This is a genomic window from Streptomyces sp. SID14478, assembly GCF_010548525.1.
In the GTDB taxonomy this organism is placed as follows: Bacteria; Actinomycetota; Actinomycetes; order Streptomycetales; family Streptomycetaceae; genus Streptomyces.
In genome coordinates this window covers 1-3,699 of record NZ_JAAGMG010000850.1, presented here as the reverse complement: position 1 = coordinate 3,699, position 3,699 = coordinate 1, and the positions used below count along the sequence as shown (strand labels likewise).

Below are 3,699 nucleotides of genomic sequence, written 5' to 3'. Positions count from 1 at the left end.
GAGCGGCCGCAGTGCGGTGGCCGCCAGCGGGGACGGTCTGCGGGTGGACGTCTCCTCGCCCCCGGGCAGCAGCAGCACCACGCCGCCGACCGCCGCGGGCACGGGCCCCACCGCCTTGCCGAGCCTGGCCTCGCGGGCCGGCGTCGCTCGCTGCTGCATGACAGAACAGTGTCAGAAGCGCTGATGTACGCGACCCGTCCGCAGGGTCACTGTTACGTATCGACGGGCCGCCGGCGGATCACCGGCGGATCACTTTTTCCGGTGAACAGGCACGATCTACGCGCGTAGGAGTTAGAGTGCGGAAATGACGAGCCAGACACCGAACGTGCCCACCGCGGAACAGATCCGCCGCGCCCCCAAGGTGCTCCTGCACGACCACCTCGACGGCGGCCTGCGCCCCGGCACGATCGTCGACCTCGCGCGCGAGCAGGGGTACGAGAACCTGCCGGAGACCGATCCCGACAAGCTCGGCATCTGGTTCCGCGAGGCGGCCGACTCCGGTTCCCTGGAGCGGTACTTGGAGACGTTCGCCCACACCTGCGCCGTCATGCAGACCCGCGAGGCACTCTTCCGGGTCGCCGCCGAGTGCGCCGAGGACCTCGCCGAGGACGGCGTCGTCTACGCCGAGATCCGCTACGCCCCCGAGCAGCACCTGGAGCAGGGCCTCACCCTCGAAGAGGTCGTCGAGACCGTCAACGAGGGCTTCCGGGAGGGCGAGCGCCGCGCGAAGGAGAACGGCCACCGGATCCGCGTGGGCGCCCTGCTCACCGCCATGCGGCACGCCGCCCGCGCGCTGGAGATCGCCGAACTGGCCAACCGCTACCGCGACTTGGGTGTCGTCGGCTTCGACATCGCGGGCGCCGAGGCCGGCTTCCCGCCCACCCGCCACCTCGACGCGTTCGAGTACCTCAAGCGCGAGAACAACCACTTCACGATCCACGCCGGCGAGGCCTTCGGCCTGCCCTCCATCTGGCAGGCCCTGCAGTGGTGCGGCGCCGACCGCCTCGGCCACGGCGTCCGCATCATCGACGACATCCAGGTCGAGGGCGACGGCACGGTGAAGCTGGGCCGCCTCGCCTCGTACGTACGCGACAAGCGCATCCCGCTGGAGATGTGCCCGACCTCGAACCTCCAGACGGGCGCGGCCACTTCGTACGCCGAGCACCCGATCGGGCTCCTGCGCGAGCTGCGGTTCCGCGTCACGATCAACACGGACAACCGCCTCATGTCGGGGACGTCGATGAGCCGCGAGTTCACCCACCTCGCCGAGGCCTTCGCCTACACGCTCACCGACTTCGAGTGGTTCACCGTGAACGCGCTCAAGTCGGCCTTCATCCCGTTCGACGAGCGCCTCGCGATGATCAACGACGTGGTGAAGCCGCTCTACGCCGAGCTGCGCTCGGAATGGCTCTTCAAGTAGGCCCCGACAGGCCCTTGCGCGGCTCGTGGTCAACACGGGGTTGACGGCGATCGACCGATTACCGTCCCGTGGCCGCCGCTCCCGCCGCGCCGGTCTGACCTGCGGTTCAGTGCCTGTTGCGAGGCGATCTTGAGCGGTTCGGGCGGAGGGGCGGCAGTAACTCCTCGGTGATGTCGCGTGTTTGCCGGACACGGAAGCGCATCACCCAGGAAGCAAGGAACAAGGGACCTCATGAAGCAGTCTGCCGCCAAGACCCTCGGTGTCGCCGCCCTCGGCGTCGCCTTCGCCGCCGCCGGTGCCGGTGCCGCGAACGCCGCCCCCGGCGTTCCGGACGCCGCCGGGGCCGTCGGATCCGTCACCTCGATGCTCCCGGTCGAGCAGGCGGCGAAGACCCTGCCCGCCGGCGCCCCCGAGTCCCTGGCCGCCGGACAGAACGCGCTGGGCAGCACGCTGCACACCGCCCCGGCCGCGCTGCCGGGTGGCAACGGCGGCGACCCCGTCTCGGGCCTGCTCGGCGGTCTGCCGACGAAGGGCCTGCCCACGCAGGGCCTGCCGGTCGGTGGCGGTCTGCCCGCCCTCGGCTGACCCGGAGCACGACGAAGGGGCGCACCCGCGATTCGCGGGTGCGCCCCTTTTTCCGTTCCGTACGAGTGAGGGGTGCGCGGCGCTCAGGTCACCAGGCCTGGCGGACCTTGCCCTCGCTGGGGAACAGGATCCACAGCGCGATGTAGAGCACGAACTGCGGGCCGGGCAGCAGGCACGAGAGCACGAAGATCACGCGCATCGTGGTCGCGGAGGTGCCGAAGCGCCGTGCCAGCGCTGCGCACACTCCGCCGATCATCCGTCCGTTGGTGGGGCGGGCCAGGGCGGTCATGGTGGGCTCCTTCGCGAACCGTTCCGTGGGTGTTCCTTACGCTTTCGAAGGTACGGTCACGAACCGGTCAAAGCGTCAGCTCACGGGGCCATGCCGACCCTGGTAATCGTCGGGGTCGGACCCTGGGCCGGCTCCTGCTGGGGGAGGGCCGCGGGCTCGGCCCAGCGGCGTAGCCGGACCCTGAGGGCGGGCACCAGGGCGAGGTGGGCGAGGGCCACGCCGACGCTGTTGAGCAGCAGCGAGTCGATGTCCACGACCTGGCCGGGAACCCCGGTCTGCAGCAGCTCGATGCCGAGCGAGATCAGCGCGCCGGCCGCGACCGTGCGCACGAACGAGCCCCACACGGAGACGTACAGGCGGCCGCCGGCCAGCGGCAGCAGGACGCCGAGGGGGGCGAGCAGGGCGAGCCCCTCACCGATGCGGCGGGCGCCCTCCTGCCAGCCGAGCGCGAGATCGGCCCGGATCCCGGCCAGCGGATGCAGGTTCGCGGCGCTGACCCAGGGCACCTCCAGGGGGCGCAGCGTGACCCAGCCGACGAGCACGAGATGCACGGCGAGGATGACGATCCCTGCCGTACGGAAGCGGATGACGGCCCCCTGGCCGTCCGAGCTGTGGCGCTGCACGACCCCCTAGACGCCGGGGGTGGGACGATCGGTTCCGCACGGCCGGGTGAGGCGCGGCTCACCCTCCGTTCCCGCCCCGCGGTCACAGCCAGGTGGTGGCCGCCCACACGGTCACGGCCGTCGTGACGACGAGCCCGATGTTGAGGGCGATGCGGCGGTCCCCGCCGGTCAGGTGGACGACGATCGCGCCGCACTGCAGCAGCAGGAACCCGATCGCCGCGGCCATCGCGAGCCAGGGCGCGATGCCGGTCAGCGGCGGCAGGACCAGCCCGGCCGCCCCGAGCAGCTCGACCACCCCGAGCGCCCGCACCGCGGGCAGCGGCACGCGGTCGACCCAGGCCATCATCGGGCGGAGCCGGTCCCGGCCGCGGGAGACCTTCATCGCGCCTGCGTAGAGGTAGAAGAGGGCGAGCAGTCCGGCGAGGATCCAGTACGCGATGTCCATGCCGGCAAGTGCACCGCCGGTGGCTCGCGCCTGTCCAAGACCTCTTCCGCGCCGCCGATACCGCATGGGTATCGTTGCAGCGTGGAGCTACGTACCCTGCGCTACTTCGTGGCGGTCGCCGAGGAACTCCACTTCGGCCGGGCCGCCACGCGCCTGCACATGAGCCAGCCGCCGCTGAGTCGGGCGATCAAGCGGCTGGAGGCCGAGGCCGGTGCCCCGCTCCTCGTCCGCGCGCCCGGGGGCGTGACGCTCACCCCGGTGGGCACGGTGCTGCTCGACGAGGCGCGGAGCCTGCTCGACCACGCCGACCGGCTGCGCGTCCGCGTGGCCACGGCGG

The 3,699-nt window shown here is 71.7% G+C and carries 6 protein-coding genes and 1 pseudogene; 3 read left to right on the top strand and 4 right to left on the bottom strand.

Translation table 11 applies throughout. The features are described 5' to 3' along the window. Positions 1-159 (bottom strand): annotated as a pseudogene (locus G3I40_RS47395) (alpha/beta hydrolase); the annotation flags it as partial. Between the two features lie 145 nt (positions 160-304). On the opposite strand from G3I40_RS47395, the gene G3I40_RS28010 reads away from it, so the two are divergent. Beyond that, entirely contained in the window at positions 305-1,420 is a 1,116-nt protein-coding gene (locus G3I40_RS28010; protein WP_164305154.1) for an adenosine deaminase, read from the top strand. A gap of 231 nt (positions 1,421-1,651) precedes the next feature. Then, complete coding sequence (locus G3I40_RS28005) at positions 1,652-2,005, top strand: ATP-binding protein (RefSeq protein ID WP_164305152.1); 354 nt, start codon at positions 1,652-1,654, stop codon at positions 2,003-2,005. Between the two features lie 88 nt (positions 2,006-2,093). On the opposite strand, the gene G3I40_RS28000 is transcribed toward G3I40_RS28005, so the two are convergent. The 3 genes from G3I40_RS28000 to G3I40_RS27990 form a co-directional block, all read right to left on the bottom strand. Next, positions 2,094-2,294: a PspC domain-containing protein gene (locus tag G3I40_RS28000; protein WP_164305150.1), complete on the bottom strand. Its 201-nt coding sequence runs from the start codon at positions 2,292-2,294 to the stop codon at positions 2,094-2,096. Between the two features lie 80 nt (positions 2,295-2,374). After that, complete coding sequence (locus G3I40_RS27995) at positions 2,375-2,917, bottom strand: VanZ family protein (protein ID WP_164305148.1); 543 nt, start codon at positions 2,915-2,917, stop codon at positions 2,375-2,377. Positions 2,918-2,999: 82 nt separating this feature from the next. Next, complete coding sequence (locus G3I40_RS27990) at positions 3,000-3,362, bottom strand: DoxX family protein (RefSeq protein ID WP_164305146.1); 363 nt, start codon at positions 3,360-3,362, stop codon at positions 3,000-3,002. Between the two features lie 81 nt (positions 3,363-3,443). Here G3I40_RS27990 and G3I40_RS27985 point away from each other — a divergent pair. After that, positions 3,444-3,699: LysR family transcriptional regulator (locus G3I40_RS27985; protein ID WP_164305144.1), on the top strand; the 256-nt coding region annotated here is incomplete at its 3' end.